A 21,201-nucleotide genomic window follows, 5' to 3' on the forward strand; every position below is an offset into this window, starting at 1 on the left:
ACCACCGCCACCGATCATGGTGTCGGCGCCGAGGCCGCCGTCGAGGGTGTTGGCCTGCTCGTTGCCGTTGATGCGGTTGTCGAGGTTGTTGCCGGAGCCGTTGATTGCATCCAGGCCTGTCAGCACGAGGTTTTCTACGTTGGCACTCAGGGCAAAGGACACGGAGCTGCGAACCGTATCGATTTCGCTGGCCAGCGTGCTGGTTTCGGTGACCGTATCGCCCAGGTTATCGACGATGTAAGTATCGTTGCCCGCACCACCGATCAGGGCGTCCGCACCCTGACCACCGTCCAGGATGTTATTGCCGTCATTACCGGCGATCGTGTTGTTTTGCGCGTTGCCCGTACCATTGAGGTTGGCGGAGCCGATGAGGTTCAGGTTCTCCAGGTTGGCACCGAGCACATAGTCGATGCTGGCGTTGACGGTGTCGTTGCCCATGCCCGCGTAGTCAAAAATGACATCCCCGGCATTGTCCACGTAGTAAGTGTCGTTGCCGGCACCACCGTACATGGTGTCTGCACCGGCGTTACCGTTGAGGGTGTTATCCAGATCATTGCCGAATAGAACGTCATTGAAAACCGAACCGATGGCGATTTCGATCTTGGCACCGTAGGCAATCGCCAAACCATTGTTGATGAGGTATCCCGTAGACTGATCGACAAAGGCCTTGCCGATATAACTGTAGGTCCCTTCATTAAGGTTGAGCGTCACGGCGGACAATTGGTTGCTGCCGTCGAGGGTGTCGATGCCGCCTGCGTCCCAGATGGTTTCGAAGATCGACTGGTCGGGTGCCCACGAGTAGACGTTATTGCCTGTCTGCCACTGCATGTTGGCACCGTATAGGCTCTGGATCGCGAGGATGTCGAGCAACATCGGTGTGGTCGGTTGATACGAGTAGTTGCTGTTGTAGCTCATCACTGTGAAATGAACATCATCCAGCGACGAGTCCAGCAATGTCTTGTTTGTGGAGCTGGCATCAAATGGATGCTTGAGCCCCAGCGCATGACCGATCTCATGAACAAAGGTCAAGTAGTCGTAGGAGCCTTTGCCCGGGTTGGCCTCGTTCGTCTCCGGGCCGATCCAGACATCGCCTGCTCTCGGGGTGTTGGCCGGGAAATAGGCCCACGCGGCGGTTTGGTTGTCCATCAGGCGATAGGCACCGAACCGGAGATCGCCAACGTTATTGATGTCATCGCTGGTCAGGGTGAAACTGAGATTGGCCACCGCACTCCAGGAAGCCAGCGCATTGACTACCGCACCTTTCTGCCCCGCAGTCAGCTCATACAGTGCGTTGTATTCATTATCCGCGCTGTAGTTGGTGACGAAATACGATGTATTCGGCGCCATGAAGCTGTAGCTGAGGTTGGTCGGCCCCGAAGAGGGCCAGTTCGCACCCAGCCAGTAGGTACCGTAAATCAAGCTGTCGACAGACTTGTTTCCGGTCATCGATGAAGGAAATGAAAAAGAGTAAGACGATGGAGTAGGCATGGGGGGGTCCTGAGTGCGCTGCGGTCAATCCCGAATGCGACCGCTACAAAAAAGGCGATTTTGCACCAAAGAAAATAGATTTGACATCATTTGGCCACTATTTTTGTTTCGTGACGTCAATTTACTGACCTGGCGTTATGTATCGGCTCATAAAGTAGAATCCTGAGCCACGTTCACCGCCGGCCGTCGAGGAAATTCATGCCAGCCCCAAGCCCTGTCCTTATCCGCGAAACCTTCCCCGTCGGCCCCTTGCAGTGCAACTGCACGATCATCGGCGACCCGATCACTAAAAAAGCCATCGTCGTCGACCCAGGCGGCAATCCTGACCTGATCATGACGCGCCTTGATGCTCACGGTCTGAAAGTCGTCAGCATCATCCACACCCACGCGCACCTCGATCACTTCCTGGCCTCCGGCCAGATGAAGGAGAAAACCGGTGCCACCTTGCACCTGCACAAGGACGATCAGTTCCTGTGGGACAACCTCGAGATGCAATGCCAGATGTTTGGTGTGCCGTACACTCCGGTGCCGTCGCCGGATCGCTGGTTGAGCGACGATGAAGAACTGGCCTGTGGCTGCGGTGTCGCGCTGCATACGCCGGGACATACGCCCGGTTCCATGAGCTTTTGGTTTTCCGAGGCTAAGCTGTTGATTGCCGGCGACACGTTGTTTCGTCGCGGGGTAGGGCGCACGGATTTGTGGGGCGGCGATCAGGCGACCATCGTGCGATCGATCAAGCAGCGGCTGTACACGCTCGACGAAGACGCAATCGTGATTGCCGGGCATGGTCCGGACACGCGTCTCGGGGATGAAATGCGGGAAAACCCGTTCGTGCGCGCCTAAACATTTTGTCACGAGTGTGCGGCGGAATTTTTCGGCATTGTCATGATCCAACGCCCGCACAGGTCTATTGCCTAGGGCCGCTGCCACACAGAATGCGAAAAAACCAGGAGCTCTTCATGTTCACCACGCCTCGTTTGATTATTGTTGCTACCGCTGTGGCCATGTTGGCCGGCTGCGCCTCACCCAACCCGTATGACAATCAGGGGCAGGCCGACGGTGGCTCGCAAGGCATGAGCAAAACCGCCAAGTACGGTGGCCTCGGTGCTCTGGCCGGCGCCCTGGCGGGTGCCGCCATCGATCACAACAACCGTGGCAAGGGCGCCCTGATTGGCGCGGCGGTGGTCGGTGCGTCGGCGGCCGGTTACGGTTACTACGCCGACCAGCAAGAGAAAAAGCTGCGCGCCAGCATGGCCAACACCGGGGTTGAAGTGCAGCGCCAGGGCGATCAGATCAAACTGATCATGCCGGGCAACATCACCTTCGCCACCGATTCGGCGAACATCGCCCCAAGTTTCTACCAGCCGCTGAACAATCTGGCGAACTCGCTGAAGGAGTTCAACCAGAACCAGATCGAAATCGTCGGCTACACCGACAGCACCGGCAGTCGCCAGCACAACATGGATTTGTCCCAGCGTCGTGCACAGAGCGTGGCCACCTACCTGACCTCGCAAGGTGTCAGCGGTGCCAACCTGTCGGCCCGTGGCGCCGGCCCGGATAACCCGATTGCCAGCAACGGTGACGTCAATGGCCGCGCGCAGAACCGCCGCGTCGAGGTCAACCTGAAGGCGATTCCGGGTCAGCAGTATGGTGGTCAGCAGCAACAGCCGGGTACGGTTCAGCAGTATCCGTAACTGAATGCTTGAGTGAAGAAATGCCCGGTCTTGCGACCGGGCATTTTTTTGCCCGAACGCAGTCGCCCTGTAGGAGCTGCGGCACGCTGCGATCTTTTGATCTTCAGCTTTCAACAACAAGATCAAAAAGATCGCAGCCTCGTTTCACTCGACAGCTCCTACAGGGTTACTGGGCCCGTGCAGGCACCCCAAACTCAATAGATACAAAAAAGCCCCCGGACAAGCGAATTGTCCGGGGGCTTTTTGTTGGGCGCGAAACCCGATTACTTCTTCAGACCGTAATGCTCATCGAGCATGCCCGGTGAGTTCGGGGCTTTTGGCGCGTAATCACGCGGCGGCTCCTGATCGCGCGGCGGCGTCAGGCGTTCGCGCGGTGCCTGGGCGGCATCGGCGTGCAAGGCGGCGATCAGGCGTTGACGGGTCTGCTCGTCCAGGGCCAGGCGGTTGGCGCCCTCGGCGAGATGATCCTGCACTTCCTGATAGCTCTGGGTCAGCTTCTTGACCAGCATCGCGGTGCTGTTGAAGTGGGTGACCACCTCGTTTTGGTAGCTGTCGAAACGCTCCTGGATATCATCCAGTTGACGCTGCGTGCGGCTCGGCGCGGCATTCGGTGCGACGCGAGCGATCAGGAATCCAATGGCGACACCCACAACCAGGGCAAGAGTCGGTAACAACCAAACTAAGAGCGAGTGTTCCACGAGTCCTTCCTCTATAAACGGCTTTGCTTTACGTTAACGGCTCGAACCTGCGCTGTATACCGCGATTCACTCGCAATAGATTGGCACAGACAATTTGCTAGACGAGTCGACCCGATTCGAGGTCACGGAGTTCCTTCCTTGCTGATGCGTGAAACCCCTGTAGTGATTGATGGCCCAGTCGGCCATATCGAAGCGTTGTATCTGGATAGCGAGCAGCCAATCGGCATCGCGCTGATCTGCCATCCGAACCCGGTGCAGGGCGGCACCATGCTCAACAAGGTCGTCTCGACCCTGCAGCGCACCGCGCGCGACGCCGGCCTGATTACTTTGCGCTTCAACTATCGCGGCGTCGGTGCCAGCGAAGGCTCCCACGACATGGGCAGCGGTGAAGTCGACGACGCCCAGGCCGCTGCCGCTTGGCTGCGGGAAAAACACCCGGATCTGCCGCTGACCCTGTTCGGTTTCTCCTTCGGCGGATTTGTTGCAGCAAGTCTCGGCGGTCGTCTCGAAGCCCAAGGCGTGCAGCTCAAGCAGCTGTTCATGGTCGCGCCGGCGGTGATGCGCCTGGGCGATCAGGATCAACTGCCACAGCACGGCGAGCTGACCGTGATCCAGCCGGAAACCGACGAAGTGATCGATCCGCAGCTGGTCTACGACTGGTCGGAACAACTCAAGCGCCCCCATGAGCTGCTGAAAGTGGCAGAATGCGGACACTTTTTTCATGGCAAGCTGACCGATCTCAAGGATCTGATCCTGCCGCGTCTCTCGAATTGATTGCAGTCTGACAAGCGATTACCCATGACGAACCGTACCCGTATCCTCACCGGCATCACCACCACCGGCACGCCGCACCTGGGCAACTACGCCGGCGCCATCCGCCCGGCGATCCTCGCCAGCCGCGACAGCAATGCCGACTCGTTCTACTTCCTGGCCGACTACCACGCCCTGATCAAATGCGATGACCCGCTGCGCATCCAGCGCTCGCGTCTGGATATCGCCGCGACCTGGCTGGCCGGTGGCCTGGATGTCGACCGTGTGACCTTCTATCGCCAGTCCGACATCCCGGAAATCCCTGAGCTGACCTGGCTGCTGACCTGCGTAGCCGCCAAAGGCTTGCTCAACCGGGCGCACGCCTACAAGGCCTCGGTGGACAAGAACGTCGAGAGCGGTGAAGACCCGGATGCCGGCATCACCATGGGCCTCTACAGCTACCCGGTGCTGATGGCGGCGGACATTCTGATGTTCAACGCGCACAAGGTCCCGGTCGGTCGTGACCAGATCCAGCACGTGGAAATGGCCCGCGACATCGGCCAGCGCTTCAACCACCTGTTCGGCCAGGGCAAAGAGTTTTTCACCATGCCTGAAGCGCTGATCGAGGAGAGCGTGGCGACCTTGCCCGGCCTCGACGGGCGCAAGATGTCGAAGAGCTACGACAACACCATCCCGCTGTTCTCCAGCGCCAAAGAGATGAAGGACGCGATCTCGCGGATCGTCACCGACTCCAAAGCGCCGGGCGAAGCCAAAGATCCGGACAACTCGCACCTGTTCACCCTGTTCCAGGCGTTCGCCACACCGGCGCAGGCTGACGAATTCCGCAGCGAACTGCTCGGCGGTCTGGGTTGGGGCGAGGCGAAGAATCGTCTGTTCCAGTTGCTCGACAAAGAACTGGGCGAGTCCCGCGAGCGCTATCACCAGTTGATCGAGCGCCCGGCGGATCTGGAAGACATCCTGCAACACGGCGCGAAAAAGGCTCGTGCGGTGGCGACGCCGTTCCTCAACGAACTGCGTGAAGCGGTTGGCCTGCGTTCGTTCGTCAATCAGGTGCAAGTCGCGGCGACCACCAAAAAGAAAGCCGTGAAAGCTGCACGTTTCGTCAGTTTCCGTGAAGACGACGGCAGCTTCCGTTTCCGTCTGCTGGCGGCAGATGGCGAGCAACTGCTGCTGTCGCGTAACTTCGCCGACGGCAAAACCGCCGGCCAGGTGACCAAGCAACTGCAAACCGGTCAGGCGCTGGACATCCGCAATCAAGACCTGAGCTTCAGCGTGTGGCTGGAAGGCGAGTGCGTTGGCGACAGCCCGGCGTTCGCTGATGCTGCTGCGCGGGACGCGGCCATCGAAGCTTTGCGTGTAGCGCTGACCCCGGTTCAGGACTAAACAACGGCGCGGCCCGACCAAGGGCTGATTGCCATTCCCAAGGGCCGTCGCTACAGTGACGGCCCGTTTTTGTTGCCTTGCTAACGAATTATGACGCCCCTAGAACGATATCAAGCTGATCTGAAACGCCCGGACTTCTTCCATGACGCCGCGCAGGAAACTGCTGTGCGTCATCTGCAGCGCCTGTACGACGATCTGATCGCGGCCGAGCAGAACAAGCCGGGTTTGCTGGGCAAGCTGTTTGGCAAGAAGGATCAGACGCCGGTCAAGGGCCTGTACTTCTGGGGCGGCGTGGGGCGCGGCAAGACTTATCTGGTCGACACCTTCTTCGAAGCGCTGCCGTTCAAGGAAAAGACCCGCACCCACTTCCACCGTTTCATGAAACGTGTGCACGAAGAGATGAAAACCCTCGGCGGCGAGAAAAACCCGCTGACCATCATCGCCAAGCGCTTTGCGACCGAGTCGCGAGTGATCTGCTTCGATGAATTCTTCGTCTCGGACATCACCGACGCGATGATTCTCGGCACGCTGATGGAAGAGCTGTTCAAGAACGGCGTGACCCTGGTCGCGACCTCGAACATCGTTCCGGACGGCCTGTACAAGGACGGTCTGCAACGCGCGCGCTTCCTGCCGGCCATTGCGCTGATCAAGCAGAACACCGAAATCGTCAACGTCGACAGCGGCGTCGACTACCGCCTGCGCCACCTCGAACAAGCGGAGCTGTTCCACTATCCGCTGGACGAAGCCGCGCACGAAAGCCTGCGCAAGAGCTTCAAGGCCCTGACGCCGGAATGCACGGCGGCGGTGGAAAACGATGTGCTGATCATCGAGAACCGCGAAATTCGTGCCCTGCGCACCTGTGACGACGTGGCTTGGTTCGACTTCCGTGAACTGTGCGACGGCCCGCGCAGCCAGAACGACTACATTGAGCTGGGCAAGATCTTCCACGCCGTGCTGCTCAGTGGCGTCGAGCAGATGAGCGTCACCACCGACGACATCGCCCGACGCTTCATCAACATGGTCGACGAGTTCTACGACCGTAACGTCAAGCTGATCATTTCTGCCGAAGTCGAGCTGAAAGACCTGTACACCGGCGGACGCCTGACGTTCGAATTCCAGCGTACGCTCAGCCGTCTGCTGGAGATGCAATCCCACGAATTCCTGTCCCGGGCGCACAAGCCTTAAGCGGGTTCGGCAAACAAAAAAGGGCCTGCGATTGCAGGCCTTTTTTTGTACGCACTGAATTACCCTGTGGGAGCGAGCCTGCTCGCGAAGGCGGTGTGTCAGCCAACAATTTTGTTGAATATGAAACCGAATTCGCGAGCAGGCTCGCTCTCACAGTGGCATCACACTTTTGTGGGAGGCCTACGCAGCCTGCTGAAACTGCTGCCGATACTGGTTCGGCGACAGCTCGGTGTGCTGGCGGAACAGCCGCGCAAAGAAGCTCGCATCGTCGTAGCCGACCTCATAACTGATGGTCTTGATGCTCTTGCGGCTGCCGGACAGCAAGCCCTTGGCGGTCTCTATACGCAACCGTTGCAGGTAGTGCAGCGGCTTGTCGCCAGTCGCAGTCTGAAAGCGGCGCATGAAGTTACGGATGCTCATGCCGTGCTCGCGGGCCACGTCTTCGAAGCGGAACTTGTCGGCGAAATGCTCTTCGAGCCAGTGCTGGATCTGCAGGATGATCACGTCCTGGTGCAGCTTCTGCCCGCCGAAACCGATACGTCCCGGCGAATAACTGCGCTGCACTTCATACAAAATGTCGCGGGCCACGGCTTGCGCCACGTTGGCGCCGCAGAAGCGTTCGATCAGGTAGATATAGAGATCGCAGGCCGAAGTGGTGCCGCCGGCGCAATACAGGTTGTCGGCGTCGGTCAGGTGCTTGTCCTGATTGAGGTACACCTTGGGAAAGCGCTCGGCGAAGGCATTGAAGAAGCGCCAGTAGGTGGTCGCTTCCTTGCCGTTGAGCAGACCGGCCTCGGCCAGCCAGAACACCCCGGTGGCTTCGCCGCAGAGCACGGCGCCACGGGCGTGCTGCTCGCGCAGCCACGGCAGGATCTGTGGATAACGGCTGCACAGCGTATCGAAATCGTCCCAGAACGCCGGGAGGATGATGACGTCGGCGTTTTCCAGGCCGCCGTCCACCGGCATCATCACGTCACTGAAACTGTTCACTGGTTTGCCGTCGGGGCTGACCAGCCGGGTTTCGAACGCCGGTGTCAGGCCGTGGCCCAGTTGTTTACCGTAACGCAGGCTGGCCAGATGGAAGAAATCCTTGGCCTGCATGAGGGTGGATGCGAAAACCCGGTCGATTGCCAGGATGCTGACGCGCCGCAAGGGCGTGGAGACTTGCTTGGACATAATTCAACTTTTGTTTTGTTTTTATAAGGGAAAGTGGTCACCAGACGGCTGGATCGTCTTATTTTTTGTCGGATGTGTCCAGTGTCCTGTGTCGGAGGTGAGGCTTAGTCTCTGAAGGTCATATTCCTCCAACAAGAATGAAAGGTGCCGCATGATCCCCAGAACCTTGTTCAGCTCCGAGCACGAATTGTTCCGCGACAGCGTACGAACCTTCCTCGAAAAAGAGGCCGTGCCGTTCCATGCGCAATGGGAGAAACAAGGCCACATCGACCGCAAACTGTGGAACAAGGCGGGGGAGGCGGGGATGCTCTGCTCGCACCTGCCGGAAGAGTACGGCGGCCTGGGCGCGGACTTTCTGTACAGCGCCGTGGTAATCGAAGAGGTCGGTCGCCTGGGTCTGACTGGGATCGGTTTCTCGTTGCATTCGGACATCGTTGCGCCGTACATCCTGCATTACGGCAGCGAAGCGCTTAAGCAGAAGTACCTGCCGAAACTGGTCTCGGGCGAGATGGTCAGTGCGATTGCCATGACCGAACCGGGTGCGGGCTCCGACCTGCAAGGGGTCAAGACCACCGCAGTGCTGGACGGCGACGAGTATGTGATCAACGGCTCCAAGACTTTCATCACCAACGGCTTCCTCGCTGACCTGGTGATCGTGGTCGCCAAGACTGATCCGAAGGCCGGCGCCAAGGGCACCAGTCTGTTTGTGGTGGAAGCGAATACGCCCGGCTTCGAGAAGGGCAAGCGCCTGGAGAAGGTCGGAATGAAGGCGCAGGACACGTCGGAATTGTTCTTCCAGGACGTGCGTGTTCCCAAGGAAAACCTGCTGGGTCAGGCCGGTGCGGGGTTTGCCTATTTGATGCAGGAATTGCCACAGGAGCGTCTGACCGTGGCGATTGGTGGTCTGGCCTCAGCCGAAGCGGCGCTGCAATGGACGCTGGATTACACCCGTGATCGCAAGGCGTTCGGCAAGGCGATTGCCGACTTCCAGAACACCCGCTTCAAACTGGCGGAAATGGCTACCGAGATTCAGATCGGCCGAGTATTTGTCGACAAGTGCCTGGAGCTGCATCTGCAGGGCAAGCTCGACGTTCCGACAGCGGCGATGGCCAAATACTGGGGCACCGACCTGCAATGCAAGGTGCTCGACGATTGCGTGCAGTTGCATGGCGGCTACGGTTTCATGTGGGAATACCCGGTGGCCCGGGCGTGGGCGGATGCACGGGTGCAGCGGATCTATGCCGGTACCAATGAAATCATGAAGGAGATCATTGCGCGGTCGCTGTGAGTTCTGCGGTGAATTGACGAGCCCCTTCGCGAGCAGGCTCGCTCCCACAGGGATTGCCGTACCTGTGGGAGCGAGCCTGCTCGCGAAGCTTTTAGGGATTGATCAAGGCGCCGGATTCGGATGATCCTTGTGAATCGCCTCGATCCCTGCCAGCACTTCATCGGAAAGCTTCAGATCAAAACTGGCAATGTTGCTGTCCAGTTGCTCCAGCGTCGTTGCGCCAATGATGTTGCTGGTGACGAACGGTTGCTGGGTGACGAATGCAAGGGCCATCTGCGCCGGATCAAGACCGTGTTCACGGGCCAGGGCCACGTAACGGCTGCAGGCCGCTTCCGATTGCGCGTTGAAATAGCGGCTGAAGCGGCTGTAAAGGCTCAGGCGACCTTTCGGCGGACGCGCGCCACCTTCGTACTTGCCGGACAGGAAACCGAACGCCAGCGGCGAATAGGCGAGCAGTCCGCACTGTTCGCGGATGGCGATTTCCGCCAGGCCGATTTCAAAGCTGCGGTTGAGCAGGTTGTACGGGTTCTGGATCGACACCGCGCGCGGCCAGCCCCGGGCTTCGGCCAGGGCAAGGAAGCGCATGGTGCCCCACGGCGTCTCGTTGGACAGGCCGATGTGGCGGATCTTGCCGGCCTTGACCTGTTCGTCGAGCGCTTCAAGGGTGTCTTCGAGCGGCGTCAGGTTGGCTTCGATCTTGTGTTTGTAGCCCAGTTGTCCGAAAAAGTTGGTGCTGCGCTCCGGCCAGTGCAACTGGTAGAGGTCGATGTAATCGGTCTGCAGGCGCTTGAGGCTGGCATCCACCGCTTCAGTGATGTGCTGGCGGTTGTGGCGCAGGTTTTTGTCGCGGATGTAGTCGATGGTGTTGCCGGGGCCGGCGATCTTGCTGGCGAGGATCCAGTCGGCACGATCACCGCGGCTTTTGAAATAATTGCCGATGTAGCGCTCGGTGGTGGCGTAGGTTTCGGCTTTCGGCGGCACCGGGTACATCTCGGCGGTGTCGATGAAATTGATCCCGGCTTCCTTGGCCCGCTCGATCTGGGCGAAGGCTTCAGCTTCAGTGTTTTGCTCGCCCCAGGTCATGGTGCCGAGGCAGATTGCACTCACGTTCAGGTCGGTACGGCCTAGCTGGCGATAGTCCATCGGGTGCTCCTTGGGCAAAACAATCATAAAAGCAGGTTGAAAATTTTTTCGCAATCTGCATAATTGCCGACCTCTTTCTGCAGTGGAAGTGATGCGCCGCCGCCGAAGAATCTTGCCGTTGAACGGACGCGCCGACCCGAGCCCCCGAAAGCGTCTGTATCCGGCTGCCTTTGACTTGTCAAAGTACGCACTATTCAGTAAGATCCGCCGTCTTATTTACAGGCGGCCCCTGAGGCTATAAAGAATGAAAACTTTTACTGCTAAACCGGAAACAGTAAAGCGCGACTGGTTTGTCGTCGACGCTGCTGGTCAGACCCTGGGTCGTCTGGCCACCGAAATCGCGAGCCGTCTGCGTGGCAAGCACAAGCCTGAGTACACTCCTCACGTTGACACCGGCGACTACATCGTCGTCATCAACGCCGAGCAGATCCGTGTAACCGGCGCTAAAACCACTGACAAAATGTACTACTCCCACTCCGGTTTCCCGGGCGGCATCAAGTCGATCAACTTTGAAAAGCTGATCGCCAAGGCCCCTGAGCGCGTGATCGAGACCGCGGTTAAAGGCATGCTGCCTAAGAACCCGCTGGGTCGTGACATGTACCGTAAGCTGAAAGTCTATGCGGGCGCTGCACACCCTCATACTGCTCAGCAGCCCCAAGAACTGAAGATTTAACGGAATAGTTCATTATGTCGGCGACTCAAAATTACGGCACTGGCCGTCGCAAGACCGCAACCGCACGCGTTTTCCTGCGTCCGGGTACTGGTAACATCTCCATCAACAACCGCTCCCTGGACTCGTTCTTCGGCCGCGAAACTGCCCGCATGGTAGTTCGTCAGCCGCTGGAACTGACCGAGACTGTCGAGAAGTTCGACATCTACGTCACTGTCATCGGCGGCGGTGTAAGTGGTCAGGCTGGCGCAATCCGCCACGGCATCACTCGCGCTCTGATGGACTACGACGAAACCCTGCGTAGCGCTCTGCGCAAAGCTGGCTTCGTTACTCGCGACGCCCGTGAAGTTGAACGTAAGAAAGTTGGTCTGCGCAAAGCGCGTAAGCGTCCGCAGTACTCGAAGCGTTAATTCGTTTCCACGTTCAAAAAAGAACGCCCGATTCCTCGCGGAACCGGGCGTTTTTTTATGCCTGCGATTTATTAAAGAATTGCGCTGTGACAACTTGCCACATTCGTAGACCCCCTATACTACAAGGCTTGAGGGTGGGAGCTCCCGGTAATTCCCTTGTCAGAATTGGGGCTTTTCATTACCATCTCGGCAAAATTTTTATAAGTAACATTGATTTATTTAGTAGATGCCTGATTTAACAGGCCACAAAGCTGATGGGAGAGGACTGAATGAGCAATGACGGCGTGAATGCAGGCCGGCGTCGCTTCTTGGTAGCAGCCACATCCGTGGTGGGTGCTGCAGGAGCGGTGGGGGCTGCGGTCCCGTTCGTGGGGTCATGGTTTCCCAGTGCCAAGGCGAAAGCCGCCGGTGCACCGGTGAAAGTGAATGTCAGCAAGATCGAGCCAGGACAGCAGATGATTGCCGAATGGCGCGGCCAGCCGGTGTTCATTGTCCGCCGTACTGCGGAAATCCTGGGGAATCTCAAGAAGATCGAGGGCCAGCTCTCCGATCCGACTTCCAAAAACTCCACGCAACCTACTTATGTCGATCCTGAAGTGCGCTCGATCAAGCCGGAAATCCTGCTGCTGATCGGGATCTGCACTCACCTGGGTTGCTCACCCACCTTCCGTCCCGAAGTGGCGCCTGCGGACTTGGGTAAAGACTGGGTCGGCGGCTATTTCTGCCCTTGCCACGGTTCTCACTACGATCTGGCTGGCCGCGTCTACAAGTCGCAACCTGCGCCTTTGAACCTGCCAGTTCCCCCGCATTCCTATGAGACCGATGACCTGATTGTCATTGGCGTCGATACGGAGAAAGCGTGATGAGCAAGTTCATGGATTGGGTTGATGCACGCTTCCCCGCCACCAAAATGTGGGAAGACCATCTCAGCAAGTATTACGCGCCAAAAAACTTCAACTTTTTCTATTTCTTCGGCTCCCTGGCGCTGCTGGTGCTGGTCAACCAGATCGTCACCGGTGTCTGGCTGACGATGAGCTACACGCCGTCGGCAGAAGAGGCGTTCGCTTCCGTCGAATACATCATGCGCGACGTCGAGTACGGCTCGATCCTGCGTCTGCTGCACTCCACCGGCGCTTCGGCGTTCTTCATTGTGGTTTATCTGCACATGTTCCGGGGCCTGCTCTACGGTTCATACCAGAAACCGCGTGAGCTCGTCTGGGTGTTCGGCATGCTGATCTACCTGGCGCTGATGGCTGAGGCCTTCATGGGTTATCTGCTGCCTTGGGGGCAGATGTCCTACTGGGGTGCCCAGGTGATCATCTCGCTGTTCGGTGCGATTCCCGTCATCGGCAACGACCTGACCCAGTGGATTCGTGGTGACTACCTGATCTCCGGAATCACTCTGAACCGCTTCTTCGCCTTGCACGTCGTGGCGTTGCCGATCGTGATTCTCGGTCTGGTGGTGCTGCACATTCTGGCGCTGCACGAAGTCGGTTCGAACAACCCGGACGGCGTCGACATCAAGAAGCACAAAGACGAAAACGGTATCCCGCTGGACGGCATTGCCTTCCACCCGTACTACACTGTGAAAGACATCGTCGGCGTGGTGGTGTTCCTGTTCATCTTCTGCTTTATCGTGTTCTTCTTCCCGGAAATGGGCGGCTACTTCCTCGAAAAGCCGAACTTCGAGCAAGCCAACCCTTTCAAGACGCCTGAGCACATCGCACCGGTCTGGTACTTCACGCCGTTCTACGCGATCTTGCGTGCGATCCCGGACAAGCTCATGGGCGTGATCGCTATGGGTGCCTCGATTGCCATGCTGTTCGTGCTGCCGTGGCTGGACCGCAGTCCGGTCAAATCGATGCGTTACAAGGGCTGGATGAGCAAAATCTGGCTGCTGGTGTTCTGCATTTCCTTCGTGATTCTCGGCATTCTGGGCGTACTCGCCCCGACGCCGGAGCGCACGCTGGTGTCGCAGATCTGCACCTTCCTGTACTTCGCCTACTTCATTCTGATGCCGTTCTACACCAGGCTCGAGAAGACCAAACCGGTTCCGGAAAGGGTGACTGGCTGATGAAAAAGTTATTTTTTGCTGTGATTTTTGCTGCGCTGCCTGTGCTGTCTTTTGCCGCCGTACACGGTGGTCCGGAGCTGGAAAAAGTCGACATCGACGTGTCCGATAAAGCTGCCCTGCAGGACGGCGCGCGTACCTTTGCCAACTATTGCATGGGTTGCCACAGTGCCAAGTTCCAGCGTTACGAGCGGGTGGCCGATGACCTTGGCATTCCCCACGAAATGATGCTCGAGAAGCTGGTGTTCACCGGTGCCAAGATTGGCGACCACATGAACATCGGCATGCAGCCGGCAGACGCCAAGACCTGGTTCGGTGCTGCGCCACCGGACCTGACCCTGGTGGCTCGGGTGCGTGGCACTGACTGGCTCTACGGATACCTGCGCTCGTTCTACGAAGATCCGGCGCGCCCATGGGGCGTGAACAACAAGGTCTTCCCGAACGTCGGCATGCCTAACGTGCTGGTCGGCCTGCAAGGTCGTCAGGTGGTGGGCTGCAAGCAAGTGCAGATCGTCGAGGACGGCAAGAAGCAATACGATCCGCTGACCGGTACGCCGCTGACGCATGAAGCATGCGATCAGCTGACCATCGTGCCGAAAACCGGTGCTCTGAACGAAGAGCAGTTCGATGAGAAGGTCAAGAATCTGGTAACCTTCCTGGCTTACTCGGCTAACCCGGTTAAGCTGCAACATCAGCGCATCGGTACTTACGTCTTGCTGTACCTGGCGTTCTTCTTTGTGTTCGCCTACCTGCTCAAGCGTGAATACTGGAAAGACGTGCACTGATACGCTTCAAGCATTGCTGTTAATCGCGCGCGCCCAAGGGTGCCTCCGATAACGCAATGTCTGGTTCGCCAGGCATTGCGGGAGGCGCCCTCTGGGCGCGCGCGTTTTTCCGGTTCCAATCATTTCAACAAGCGAGGAGGATCGCCATGGGCGTGACCAATCGGTTGGCCTGTTACTCCGACCCCGCCGACCACTATTCCCACCGAGTGCGCATCGTGCTTGCAGAGAAGGGTGTCAGCGCCGAAATCATTTACGTGGAAGCTGGCCGCCAGCCGCCTAAACTGATTGAGGTGAACCCTTACGGCAGTCTCCCGACACTGGTCGATCGCGACCTGGCGTTGTGGGAGTCGACCGTGGTGATGGAGTATCTGGATGAGCGTTACCCGCATCCGCCACTGATGCCGGTTTACCCGGTGGCGCGTGCCAACAGCCGTCTGCTGATTCACCGTATTCAGCGCGACTGGTGTGGTCTGGTGGATCTGATCCTGGATCCGAAAACCAAGGAAGCCGCGCGTGTCGTGGCGCGCAAGGAATTGCGTGAAAGCCTGACGGGCGTGTCGCCACTGTTTGCCGACAAGCCGTTTTTCCTCAGTGAGGAACAAAGTCTGGTGGATTGCTGCCTATTGCCAATACTCTGGCGTTTGCCGATTCTGGGTATTGAACTGCCGCGGCCGGCCAAGCCGCTGCTTGATTATATGGAGCGCCAGTTTGCGCGTGAGGCTTTCCAGGCGAGTCTGTCTGGCGTCGAACGCGATATGCGCTAAGGCTTAAGGAGCCGCTATGAACTCCAGTCGACCTTATCTGGTCCGCGCGCTCTACGAGTGGATTGTGGATAACGATTGCACCCCGCACATGCTGGTCAATTCCGAATACCCGGCAGTGCAGGTGCCGCAGGGCTTCGCCAGTGACGGGCAAATTGTCCTGAACATTTCGCCCAGCGCCGTGCGGCACTTGCACATGGACAACGACGTGGTGACCTTCGAGGGTCGCTTCGGTGGCGTTCCGCACAGTCTGTATGTGCCAATCAGCGCGATTCTGGGCATCTACGCCCGGGAGAACGGGCAGGGCATGGTGTTCGATCTCGAGTCGCCGATGGATGACGAAGACGATATCGAGCCTGATGACGATGTGCCGCCACCCGACAGCGAGCCGCCGCGCCCAAGTGGCCGGCCAAGTTTGAAAGTGGTGAAGTAATAAAAAAGGCGACCCGAGAGGGTCGCCTTTTTTATTACGCAGGAGCTGCCGCAGGCTCGGGCCGCGTTCGGACGATCTTTTGATCTTGTTTTTCAAGACCAAGATCAAGATCTAAAGATCGCAGCCTGCGGCAGCTCCTACATGGGTATCGGTCAGTCGATGTATTCGAACAGCTTCACGATTTTCTGCACACCGGAAACGCCTTGCACCAGATTGGTCGCCTGTTGCGCTTCCTGTTTGGTCAGCAGGCCCAGCAGGTAAACGATACCGTTCTCGGTCACGACCTTGATGCGCGAGCCGGGAATGCTGGCGTCGGTCAGCATCTGGGTCTTGATCTTGGTGGTCAGCCAGGCGTCGTTCTGGCGAGCGAGGAAGCTTGAAGGTGCAATCACTTGCAGTTCGTTGTGCACTTTCTTCACGCGCTGGACGTTGGCGGCGGCCTGTTCGGCCTTGGCCTTGAGGTCTTCGCGCGGCGTCTGGCCGGCAAGCAGGACCACGCCGTTGAAGCTGGTGACGACGATATGCGAATCCTTGTCCAGGCCTGGGTCGGCCTTGGCCACGTTGACGCCGACTTTGGTTTCGATCAGCGAGTCGTCGATTTTACTGCCGAAGGTTCGGGTGCCGCGGTCGTCTTCAATCGGCGCTTCACGGCTGGCATTCACCACCGAGGTGCAGCCGCTGATGCCGAGGCACAGGGTCAAGGCCAGAAGGCCAAGGCGATTAGGGGTCATTCTTCACTCCCGAACAGTTGGCTGTCGATCAGATCGCAGAGGCAATGGATCGCCAGCAGATGGACTTCCTGAATACGTGCAGTGACATGGGCCGGTACGCGAATCTCGACATCTTCAGGCAGCAGCAGTGAAGCCATGCCGCCGCCATCGCGGCCAGTCAAAGCTACGACAACCATTTCGCGATCATGTGCGGCCTGGATCGCTTGAATAATGTTTGCCGAGTTGCCGCTGGTCGAGATCGCCAGCAATACGTCGCCGGGTTGACCCAGTGCGCGGATCTGCTTGGAGAACACTTCGTTGTAGCTGTAGTCGTTGGCGATCGAGGTGATGGTCGAGCTGTCGGTGGTCAGGGCGATGGCCGGCAGGCTCGGGCGTTCGCGCTCGAAGCGGTTGAGCAGTTCGGAAGAGAAGTGCTGGGCGTCGCCGGCAGAGCCGCCGTTGCCGCACGAAAGCATTTTGCCTTCGTTGAGCAGGGCGTTGACCATGATCTGGCTGGCTTGCTCGATGTGCGGTGCAAGTACGTCCATCGCCTGTTGCTTGGTGTCGATACTGGCCTGGAAAAGCTGGCGAATTCGGGATTGCATGTCCATCTGTGTGACCTTAAGTAGCGCGGCTGTTCGGCACGTGAATGTGCAGCCCGCAAAGCAAAGAGCAAAAATTGTCGGTGAAAGTGTCCGGGGTGGGGTGCAGAGAATCAACCATCGAATGCATTCTGCAACCAGTTCAACTGATCCGGATGGCTGTCGATGGCCACCACGTCGAAGCGGCAAGGGGAATCGGCCCAGCGCGACTCGCGCTGAAGAAAATACTGTGCGGCGAAAATCAGCTTCTGCCGTTTGCGCTCATCGATGCTAGCGAGCGCGCCACCCCATTGAGTGTTTTTTCTGTAGCGGACTTCGACGAATACTACTGTATCGCCATCAAGCATGACCAGATCAAGCTCGCCCCGTTTGCATGACCAGTTCTGCGCCAGCAGGCGCAGACCCTGGTGTTGCAGATGCTCGAGCGCCTGGCGCTCGGCATCTTTACCGCTTTGCAGGTGCGAGCCGTCGGGCATCAGCGCGGGGTGTCCGGCAGGCGTTGAACTTGGCCGTTGACGAACTGCGCCCATGGCAACTGACGCACCACGCGTTGGGTCTGGGTCATGCCCAGGCTGCCCGACTGACCTTCGATGCGGCTGTCCGGCAACGCCTTCAACTGACCCAGGCGCGGCGCCAGACGGTAGGCGTCGACGCCCATGGCGTAAAGGCGACCCAGGCTGCCGGCCGCTTGCGGCCATTGCGCGGTGACTTGCTGACGCAGCGGGTCATTGGCTTCCAGCAACCATGGGGTTTCGCAGAAGCGCACGCCGTTCATGTCGTTGTACTGGTTCACATCGCCGCTGGCGCTGTACACGTGGGAAGTTGCGTACACCGGAACATCACCCGCGTACTGGAAGTTCAGGGTCGGCTTGATCTGCTGCGCTTGCTGCGGGGTGGCTGCCAGGAAGATGAACTCAATGTCCTGACGACGCGACGGCTGCGCGGCGACATTGGTGCCAACAGCGTTTTGCAGGCTCTTGGCGCGGGCTTCGCTTTGACGCAGCTGGAACATGTCAGCGATCTGCTGGGCCAGTTGCACTGGCTGATCAACACGTTCGGTGGCAACGATGCTGCCGCCATTGGCCTGCCAGTCCTGGCTGAACGCACGCAATACGCGGTCGCCCCATTCGCCTTTCGGCACCATGATCGCCGCGCGATGCAGGCCGTCGGCGCGGGCGCGACGCGAAACTTCGCGGGCTTCGTCTTCAGCGGCCAGGCCGAACTGGAACAGTTGCGCCGGACCTTGATCGCCCTCGCTGTAATTCAATGCGAGGGTGGTGATTGGCAGTTGCGGACGGGTGCTCAGTTGTTTGACCAGCGGTTTTTCCAGCGGGCCGACCACCAGTTGCACGCCATCAGCCTGGGCCTTGCGGTAGAACTCGTCCATCGAGGTCAGCTTGGAGCTGTCATAGAACTCGATGGCAGGCGGCTTCTGGCCGGCCTGTTGCGCTTGATAGTGCGCCGCCATGAAACCTTCACGCAGCGCTTTACCGACCGAGGTCAGTGGGCCGTCTTGCGGCAGCAGCAGGGCAATCTTGCTCAGGGGCTGGCTGGCCAGTTCCTTGAGTTTGGTCAGTGGCAGCGGCAGGTTGATTGCAGCTGGGTGCTTTGGATTCTGTGCGCGCCAGGCATCGATCGCCGCTTGCTGCTGTTCCAGGGTGCCGGCGGTTTTCACAGCCAGGGCCAGGCCCATCCAGCCGCCGAGATCGTCGGCGGTGTTGGGTTGCAGTTGATCGGTCGGCAGCGAAGCGATCAGGGTCCAGATCGCTTCATGGTTCTTGCTCGCGGCTTCGCCTTTGAGCATTGGAGCGATGAAGATGCGCTCACGAGCGGCTGCCAGGGTCTGGCCGTCGGCTTCCAGTGCGCGGGCGTGCACGGTGCCGGTGCGAACTTGCTGATCTTCCGGCATTTCGCTCAGGTGCTGCAGGCTCGGATGGCTCAGGGCGGTCAGTGCAGCTTTTGGCTGATTACGCGTCATTGCCAGCTCGGCGGACAAGGTGCTGGCGAAGATCTGCTGGCCTGGCTTCAACTGCTCCATTGGCACTTGTTGCAGGATCTGCGCGGACTGGCCGGCATTGCCCTGGCGATAAGCGAGGTCTGCCGCGCTCAAGCGCAACAACGCGGCTTTTTCCGGCGTCTTGGCCTGGGTAGCCTGTTCGAGCAGTTGCTCGATGCTGGCATCCGGAGTCCGTGGAAGTTCGCCAAGGCTGGAGGAGGGGGAGCTGGCGCAGGCCGCCAATAAGGCAGCGAGGCAGAGGGCAGTGAACAGCCGCAGGCAAGCGATCATGTAAGTGTTCCTGATACTCGATCAAATTAGCGTGGAATTGTACCCAAGCGCTGGCCGGGGCGCGATGTTACTGGTGTGAAACCGTCAATTTAGCTGAAGCAAATGTTGCGGCATCGCACAAAGGAGCGCAAAACCGGCGTCGGCCGGAACGCATCGCAAGCCTCGTGACGCGTTACAATGCCGGCTTTTACCGAACACGAGGTGTGCGCTTTGACTGCTCCAGGTCCTTTGAATTCCGCTGCTGGCTCGCTTTATGTGGTGGCGACGCCCATCGGCAACCTGGACGATATCAGCGCCCGGGCTCTGAAAATCCTCCGCGAAGTGGCATTGATCGCCGCCGAAGACACGCGGCACTCGGCACGTTTGATGCAGCACTTCGGCATTGCCACGCCGCTGGCCGCGTGCCATGAACATAACGAACGTGATGAAGGTAGCCGCTTTATTACCCGTTTGCTGGCAGGCGATAACGTCGCGCTGATATCTGATGCCGGGACACCGCTGATTTCCGATCCGGGTTATCACCTCGTGCGTCAGGCGCGGGCGGCGGGCATCAATGTGGTGCCGGTGCCGGGTGCCTGTGCGTTGATCGCAGCGCTGTCGGCGGCGGGGCTGCCCTCCGACCGGTTCATTTTTGAAGGCTTCCTGCCGGCCAAGTCGGCAGGGCGCAAGGCGCGCCTGGAATCGGTAAAGGAAGAGCCACGCACGCTGATTTTCTACGAGGCCCCGCATCGCATTCTCGAGTGCCTGCAGGACATGGAAGCGGTGTTCGGTGGCGAGCGTCAGGCGTTGCTGGCCCGGGAAATCACCAAGACCTTCGAGACGCTCAAAGGCTTGCCGCTGGCTGAGTTGCGGGCGTTTGTCGAGTCCGACAGCAATCAGCAGCGCGGCGAGTGCGTGGTGCTGGTCGCGGGCTGGTCTGCACCGCAGTCCGAGGACGCGGTCAGCAGCGAGGCGATGCGCGTCCTCAACCTGCTGCTCGAAGAGATGCCGCTCAAGCGCGCTGCCGCCCTGGCCGCGCAAATCACCGGTGAGCGCAAAAACGTGCTGTATCAGGTCGCACTGGAACAGCAGAAGGGCGGGTAACCCGTCGCGCAGACGGGTTTCACGGCTATTAGCGCTTGTTCTTCGGGCGCTCTGCCGTTAACCTGCGCGGCGGAGAGTCGATCGGACAGTCGCTGCCCTCTATGAAAATTAGAGGGGGGAGGAAAGTCCGGGCTCCATAGGGCGAAGTGCCAGGTAATGCCTGGGAGGCGTGAGCCTACGGAAAGTGCCACAGAAAATAACCGCCTAAGCGCTTCGGCGCCGGTAAGGGTGAAAAGGTGCGGTAAGAGCGCACCGCACGTCTGGCAACAGTTCGTGGCTAGGTAAACCCCACTTGGAGCAAGACCAAATAGGGTCCCAAGGCGTGGCCCGCGCTGGGACCGGGTAGGTTGCTAAAGATGTCCAGTGATGGCCATCGTAGACGAATGACTGTTCAAGACAGAACCCGGCTTACAGATCGACTCTCCACCTTTTTCTTTCCCTGCTTGAATCAATGGCATCAGGGCTGGTTATTATCGGCAGGCCTGCGCTAAAGTCCGGCAGCGGCAAATGCAGTAATAGCCATTTCCCACCTTGCTTCAATCAACAGCAGAAGCGCTTTTGTA

General features: G+C 58.8%; 22 protein-coding genes and 1 other RNA gene. 15 read left to right on the top strand and 8 right to left on the bottom strand.

Annotated features, from left to right (window positions below):
* Window positions 1-1,419: M10 family metallopeptidase (locus tag ACM6HV_RS16495; protein ID WP_414904773.1), on the bottom strand; the 1,419-nt coding region annotated here is incomplete at its 3' end.
* A gap of 267 nt (window positions 1,420-1,686) precedes the next feature.
* Between ACM6HV_RS16495 and ACM6HV_RS16500 the strand changes: the two genes are divergently transcribed.
* Window positions 1,687-2,331, top strand: coding sequence for an MBL fold metallo-hydrolase (locus ACM6HV_RS16500; protein ID WP_145593167.1), 645 nt, complete (start codon window positions 1,687-1,689; stop codon window positions 2,329-2,331).
* Window positions 2,332-2,447: 116 nt separating this feature from the next.
* Window positions 2,448-3,182 (top strand): OmpA family protein, encoded by a 735-nt coding sequence (locus tag ACM6HV_RS16505; RefSeq protein ID WP_007961595.1) that lies wholly within the window; start codon window positions 2,448-2,450, stop codon window positions 3,180-3,182.
* A gap of 263 nt (window positions 3,183-3,445) precedes the next feature.
* Here the strand turns inward: ACM6HV_RS16505 and ACM6HV_RS16510 are convergent, their stop codons facing one another.
* Entirely contained in the window at window positions 3,446-3,880 is a 435-nt protein-coding gene (locus ACM6HV_RS16510) for a YhcB family protein (RefSeq protein WP_007961596.1), read from the bottom strand.
* A gap of 144 nt (window positions 3,881-4,024) precedes the next feature.
* Between ACM6HV_RS16510 and ACM6HV_RS16515 the strand changes: the two genes are divergently transcribed.
* From ACM6HV_RS16515 to zapE, 3 genes are all read left to right on the top strand, one after another.
* On the top strand, window positions 4,025-4,654 hold the full coding sequence (locus ACM6HV_RS16515) for an alpha/beta hydrolase (RefSeq protein WP_414904992.1): 630 nt from the start codon (window positions 4,025-4,027) through the stop codon (window positions 4,652-4,654).
* A gap of 24 nt (window positions 4,655-4,678) precedes the next feature.
* Complete coding sequence (locus ACM6HV_RS16520) at window positions 4,679-6,034, top strand: tryptophan--tRNA ligase (RefSeq protein WP_414904774.1); 1,356 nt, start codon at window positions 4,679-4,681, stop codon at window positions 6,032-6,034.
* Window positions 6,035-6,124: 90 nt separating this feature from the next.
* Window positions 6,125-7,219: a cell division protein ZapE gene (gene zapE / locus ACM6HV_RS16525; protein ID WP_041074841.1), complete on the top strand. Its 1,095-nt coding sequence runs from the start codon at window positions 6,125-6,127 to the stop codon at window positions 7,217-7,219.
* A gap of 180 nt (window positions 7,220-7,399) precedes the next feature.
* Here zapE and ACM6HV_RS16530 read toward each other — a convergent pair whose 3' ends face one another.
* The gene (locus tag ACM6HV_RS16530; protein WP_174376918.1) at window positions 7,400-8,296 is read right to left on the bottom strand and encodes a GlxA family transcriptional regulator; all 897 of its coding nucleotides are present in this window, start codon (window positions 8,294-8,296) and stop codon (window positions 7,400-7,402) included.
* A 250-nt stretch (window positions 8,297-8,546) separates the two neighbouring features.
* Here ACM6HV_RS16530 and ACM6HV_RS16535 point away from each other — a divergent pair, with 250 nt between their 5' ends.
* Window positions 8,547-9,683, top strand: a complete 1,137-nt coding sequence (locus ACM6HV_RS16535; RefSeq protein WP_414904775.1) for an acyl-CoA dehydrogenase family protein — start codon at window positions 8,547-8,549, stop codon at window positions 9,681-9,683.
* Window positions 9,684-9,785: 102 nt separating this feature from the next.
* Here the strand turns inward: ACM6HV_RS16535 and ACM6HV_RS16540 are convergent, their stop codons facing one another.
* Window positions 9,786-10,826 (bottom strand): NADP(H)-dependent aldo-keto reductase, encoded by a 1,041-nt coding sequence (locus ACM6HV_RS16540; RefSeq protein WP_041073179.1) that lies wholly within the window; start codon window positions 10,824-10,826, stop codon window positions 9,786-9,788.
* A gap of 244 nt (window positions 10,827-11,070) precedes the next feature.
* On the opposite strand from ACM6HV_RS16540, the gene rplM reads away from it, so the two are divergent.
* The 7 genes from rplM (at window position 11,071) to ACM6HV_RS16575 (ending at window position 15,956) form a co-directional block, all read left to right on the top strand.
* Entirely contained in the window at window positions 11,071-11,499 is a 429-nt protein-coding gene (gene rplM, locus ACM6HV_RS16545; RefSeq protein ID WP_003228062.1) for a 50S ribosomal protein L13, read from the top strand.
* 14 nt (window positions 11,500-11,513) lie between these two features.
* The gene (gene rpsI, locus ACM6HV_RS16550) at window positions 11,514-11,906 is read left to right on the top strand and encodes a 30S ribosomal protein S9 (protein ID WP_007961615.1); all 393 of its coding nucleotides are present in this window, start codon (window positions 11,514-11,516) and stop codon (window positions 11,904-11,906) included.
* A 269-nt stretch (window positions 11,907-12,175) separates the two neighbouring features.
* Window positions 12,176-12,769, top strand: coding sequence for a ubiquinol-cytochrome c reductase iron-sulfur subunit (gene petA / locus ACM6HV_RS16555; protein WP_003228055.1), 594 nt, complete (start codon window positions 12,176-12,178; stop codon window positions 12,767-12,769).
* Entirely contained in the window at window positions 12,769-13,980 is a 1,212-nt protein-coding gene (locus ACM6HV_RS16560) for a cytochrome b (RefSeq protein WP_095668348.1), read from the top strand. Before petA ends, ACM6HV_RS16560 begins: the two co-directional genes overlap by 1 nt.
* Entirely contained in the window at window positions 13,980-14,762 is a 783-nt protein-coding gene (locus ACM6HV_RS16565) for a cytochrome c1 (RefSeq protein ID WP_414904776.1), read from the top strand. The genes ACM6HV_RS16560 and ACM6HV_RS16565 overlap by 1 nt, the downstream gene beginning before the upstream one ends.
* A gap of 146 nt (window positions 14,763-14,908) precedes the next feature.
* Complete coding sequence (locus ACM6HV_RS16570; RefSeq protein WP_003228048.1) at window positions 14,909-15,526, top strand: glutathione S-transferase N-terminal domain-containing protein; 618 nt, start codon at window positions 14,909-14,911, stop codon at window positions 15,524-15,526.
* Window positions 15,527-15,542: 16 nt separating this feature from the next.
* A complete protein-coding gene (locus ACM6HV_RS16575) occupies window positions 15,543-15,956 on the top strand; it encodes a ClpXP protease specificity-enhancing factor (RefSeq protein ID WP_145593172.1) in 414 nt (137 codons plus the stop codon).
* 152 nt (window positions 15,957-16,108) lie between these two features.
* Here ACM6HV_RS16575 and ACM6HV_RS16580 read toward each other — a convergent pair whose 3' ends face one another.
* From ACM6HV_RS16580 to ACM6HV_RS16595, 4 genes are all read right to left on the bottom strand, one after another.
* The gene (locus tag ACM6HV_RS16580; RefSeq protein WP_145593173.1) at window positions 16,109-16,687 is read right to left on the bottom strand and encodes a BON domain-containing protein; all 579 of its coding nucleotides are present in this window, start codon (window positions 16,685-16,687) and stop codon (window positions 16,109-16,111) included.
* A complete protein-coding gene (locus ACM6HV_RS16585) occupies window positions 16,684-17,277 on the bottom strand; it encodes a phosphoheptose isomerase (RefSeq protein ID WP_025109297.1) in 594 nt (197 codons plus the stop codon). Before ACM6HV_RS16585 ends, ACM6HV_RS16580 begins: the two co-directional genes overlap by 4 nt.
* A 104-nt stretch (window positions 17,278-17,381) precedes the next feature.
* Window positions 17,382-17,744: a YraN family protein gene (locus ACM6HV_RS16590; RefSeq protein WP_414904777.1), complete on the bottom strand. Its 363-nt coding sequence runs from the start codon at window positions 17,742-17,744 to the stop codon at window positions 17,382-17,384.
* Window positions 17,744-19,555 (bottom strand): penicillin-binding protein activator, encoded by a 1,812-nt coding sequence (locus ACM6HV_RS16595; protein ID WP_414904778.1) that lies wholly within the window; start codon window positions 19,553-19,555, stop codon window positions 17,744-17,746. The genes ACM6HV_RS16590 and ACM6HV_RS16595 overlap by 1 nt, the downstream gene beginning before the upstream one ends.
* A 177-nt stretch (window positions 19,556-19,732) precedes the next feature.
* On the opposite strand from ACM6HV_RS16595, the gene rsmI reads away from it, so the two are divergent.
* Window positions 19,733-20,638, top strand: a complete 906-nt coding sequence (gene rsmI, locus ACM6HV_RS16600; protein WP_414904779.1) for a 16S rRNA (cytidine(1402)-2'-O)-methyltransferase — start codon at window positions 19,733-19,735, stop codon at window positions 20,636-20,638.
* A gap of 73 nt (window positions 20,639-20,711) precedes the next feature.
* Window positions 20,712-21,065, top strand: an RNA gene (gene rnpB, locus ACM6HV_RS16605) — RNase P RNA component class A.
* The last annotated feature ends 136 nt before the right edge of the window (window positions 21,066-21,201 follow it).

The sequence above is a fragment of the Pseudomonas sp. IT-P260 genome (assembly GCF_949768395.1).
In the GTDB taxonomy this organism is placed as follows: domain Bacteria; phylum Pseudomonadota; class Gammaproteobacteria; order Pseudomonadales; family Pseudomonadaceae; genus Aquipseudomonas; species Aquipseudomonas parakoreensis.

Coding starts and splice junctions, on each gene's coding strand:
- ACM6HV_RS16505 (WP_007961595.1), top strand. CDS start 2,448: ATGTTCACCACGCCTCGTTTGATTATTGTTGCTACCGCTGTGGCCATG.
- ACM6HV_RS16590 (WP_414904777.1), bottom strand. CDS start 17,744: ATGCCCGACGGCTCGCACCTGCAAAGCGGTAAAGATGCCGAGCGCCAG.
- ACM6HV_RS16540 (WP_041073179.1), bottom strand. CDS start 10,826: ATGGACTATCGCCAGCTAGGCCGTACCGACCTGAACGTGAGTGCAATC.
- ACM6HV_RS16535 (WP_414904775.1), top strand. CDS start 8,547: ATGATCCCCAGAACCTTGTTCAGCTCCGAGCACGAATTGTTCCGCGAC.
- ACM6HV_RS16515 (WP_414904992.1), top strand. CDS start 4,025: ATGCGTGAAACCCCTGTAGTGATTGATGGCCCAGTCGGCCATATCGAA.
- rsmI (WP_414904779.1), top strand. CDS start 19,733: ATGCCGGCTTTTACCGAACACGAGGTGTGCGCTTTGACTGCTCCAGGT.
- ACM6HV_RS16560 (WP_095668348.1), top strand. CDS start 12,769: ATGAGCAAGTTCATGGATTGGGTTGATGCACGCTTCCCCGCCACCAAA.
- rpsI (WP_007961615.1), top strand. CDS start 11,514: ATGTCGGCGACTCAAAATTACGGCACTGGCCGTCGCAAGACCGCAACC.
- ACM6HV_RS16575 (WP_145593172.1), top strand. CDS start 15,543: ATGAACTCCAGTCGACCTTATCTGGTCCGCGCGCTCTACGAGTGGATT.
- ACM6HV_RS16570 (WP_003228048.1), top strand. CDS start 14,909: ATGGGCGTGACCAATCGGTTGGCCTGTTACTCCGACCCCGCCGACCAC.
- rplM (WP_003228062.1), top strand. CDS start 11,071: ATGAAAACTTTTACTGCTAAACCGGAAACAGTAAAGCGCGACTGGTTT.
- ACM6HV_RS16565 (WP_414904776.1), top strand. CDS start 13,980: ATGAAAAAGTTATTTTTTGCTGTGATTTTTGCTGCGCTGCCTGTGCTG.
- ACM6HV_RS16585 (WP_025109297.1), bottom strand. CDS start 17,277: ATGGACATGCAATCCCGAATTCGCCAGCTTTTCCAGGCCAGTATCGAC.
- ACM6HV_RS16595 (WP_414904778.1), bottom strand. CDS start 19,555: ATGATCGCTTGCCTGCGGCTGTTCACTGCCCTCTGCCTCGCTGCCTTA.
- zapE (WP_041074841.1), top strand. CDS start 6,125: ATGACGCCCCTAGAACGATATCAAGCTGATCTGAAACGCCCGGACTTC.
- petA (WP_003228055.1), top strand. CDS start 12,176: ATGAGCAATGACGGCGTGAATGCAGGCCGGCGTCGCTTCTTGGTAGCA.
- ACM6HV_RS16580 (WP_145593173.1), bottom strand. CDS start 16,687: ATGACCCCTAATCGCCTTGGCCTTCTGGCCTTGACCCTGTGCCTCGGC.
- ACM6HV_RS16500 (WP_145593167.1), top strand. CDS start 1,687: ATGCCAGCCCCAAGCCCTGTCCTTATCCGCGAAACCTTCCCCGTCGGC.
- ACM6HV_RS16520 (WP_414904774.1), top strand. CDS start 4,679: ATGACGAACCGTACCCGTATCCTCACCGGCATCACCACCACCGGCACG.